Annotated in this window: 2 protein-coding genes and 1 pseudogene; 1 reads left to right on the top strand and 2 read right to left on the bottom strand. The window is 32.1% G+C overall.

Features of this window, described 5'->3' with window-relative positions:
* Positions 1 to 128 precede the first annotated feature (128 nt).
* Positions 129 to 465: pseudogene (locus AC1M36_RS28230) on the bottom strand (IS6 family transposase); the annotation flags it as partial.
* A 405-nt stretch (positions 466 to 870) separates the two neighbouring features.
* On the opposite strand from AC1M36_RS28230, the gene AC1M36_RS28225 reads away from it, so the two are divergent.
* Positions 871 to 1,083: a hypothetical protein gene (locus AC1M36_RS28225; protein WP_336453858.1), complete on the top strand. Its 213-nt coding sequence runs from the start codon at positions 871 to 873 to the stop codon at positions 1,081 to 1,083.
* 332 nt (positions 1,084 to 1,415) lie between these two features.
* Here AC1M36_RS28225 and AC1M36_RS28220 read toward each other — a convergent pair whose 3' ends face one another.
* Entirely contained in the window at positions 1,416 to 1,676 is a 261-nt protein-coding gene (locus AC1M36_RS28220) for a hypothetical protein (RefSeq protein ID WP_336453857.1), read from the bottom strand.
* Positions 1,677 to 1,998 lie beyond the last annotated feature (322 nt).

Here is a 1,998-nt window from a genome sequence, read left to right as displayed (position 1 = left end):
ACCCCATGCCCATCAACTTAAGAGTTGAGAATTACCCCAAAACGATAAAAATGAACTTCGGTACCAAAGATTTCCGTTTAGGGGGTACTTTAAAATCTTAGCTTAATGGTATGTATGGTGACCCCTATGAGAACTGTTGGTTCTCCAAAAACTTTCACTAATCTTTTCATAAACATATAGGCGGCTTGATGATCCTTTGTTTTACGAAGTTGTATCCTTCTTGATCAATCGCACGATCGAGATAACACCACTCTCCTTTCACCTTGATGTACGTCTCATCTAAATGCCAAGCATGGTGTGCAGTTTTGTTTTTTTTCTCCAAATTTGATAAATCAAATTGCCATATTCGTGCACCCAACGCATGATTGTTGTTGGATACACGGAAACTCAACGTTCTTTCAGAATTTCAGATACATCGCGATAGCTTAAAGAAAAACGATAATAGTAGCCCACGGCTACTATTATCGTTTTTCTTTAAAGTATCGCATTTGTGATTCTCCTTGTTCTTTTTTTCTAGAATGTAGCCTCATTTAGAAAAACTTTGCAACAGAACCTTAGGTGTCGTTTACAATTGTCCCATGTCTGATAATCAAGCGGCTTAATTCAAAAAAGTAAACCCATTAGGGTTTATTTCGTATGCAAATCTTTAAAGCATCTACATATAGACTTTCGAAAAAAAGAAACAATCTTGCTTATCATTGACGTTACATGAGCTTAGCTTGATAGCGATGTGGCGGTATCCCTTTTAGATAATAATCAAGAGCGTAATATAGAATGTATCAAAGTGGCTTTGTATGCTTAAAATATGAAGGATTTTTATATGCTAAATAATTATTCTTTTTCAAACAACAAATAAGGAGGACAAGAACTATGAAAGATACAAAAAGAGAACCATCTAACTCAAATATAAAATCAAAGGAAATTAATAATGGAGATGTATCAAGCAGAGTTACAGTGTTATCTTCTACTATAGATACATCTAGATCAGGTACACAAACTGTAACATATGCCGTTGAAAATGGATTTGATGAAAAAAATCCGATAAAAATTACAATTAATAATGAGTTTGATGAAAATAATTGATTAACATTTTGCTACATGTACAAATACAGAATCAATTAATAAGTGAGCTGGAAAGAAGAATTCCAGCTCTTTTTTCATTTTCAGGAATATATTTCAAAAAATATTGTTCATAATTAGAAAATGACTTCTCAGATTTGTTTGTATTGCTATTTTTATTAGGTTAGTAACGCGATAGGTATTGGATGATGTGAAATTGAATTCGGAGAGTCATAAAAGATTTTAAATTGGATTTGTCGGTTTTTAATTGAAATAAAAAGGCAAGCCGTTATTTGCGACTTAACCCTTTCTCTACGAGCTGTCGAATTGCTTCATTTCAATTTTTCAGATCAGTATCATATATCGTCTATTTGTTCTTCACTGAGATTGTGTGGGTATCTTCTTGATGCTTCAAATTCGATTCCAGGACTACTAGTTTCTGATATAACCCTTCCTAATTGATCATATCTGTATGCAACTTCTACATCGTTCTCATCTCTCTTCAGAAGTTCCTCACCATTTAAAAGAGAGTGTTCTTCGGTAATAGCGGATCTCATATAATCAAAATCAACCTCAATGGATTTAGAATTTGTAGCATTTTTGTTTTTATTACTCATTACATATCCTCCTTTAAAATATTTAGCATTATTACTTATTCACTTTGTAGCTTTAAATAGTCTTTATAACAATAATATCTTGCCCATATTATCTTATTAGATGTGGAAGTTCAATGAGTGAATTTATACTAAAAGTGGTATTTATATTAAAAGGGTCATGCAAATGGAAGAAAAATATATTCCCATCAAAAAGTTATACAAAAGTATTATTCTCATTTTCTCAGTAAACAATATAAATAAATATAGTGAAGTGGTAAGTGGATGGGAGTCCAACGCTCATATTATTAAAAGTAAGTATCTCTTAGCTTGATAGCGATGTGGC

It is taken from the genome of Bacillus sp. Medicinal_06, assembly GCF_056711665.1.
This window is presented reverse-complemented; position numbering and strand designations above follow the sequence as displayed.

Excerpts from the sequence above, each read along its gene's own strand:
- AC1M36_RS28225 (WP_336453858.1), top strand. The coding sequence starts at position 871 with ATGAAAGATACAAAAAGAGAACCATCTAACTCAAATATAAAATCAAAG.
- AC1M36_RS28220 (WP_336453857.1), bottom strand. The coding sequence starts at position 1,676 with ATGAGTAATAAAAACAAAAATGCTACAAATTCTAAATCCATTGAGGTT.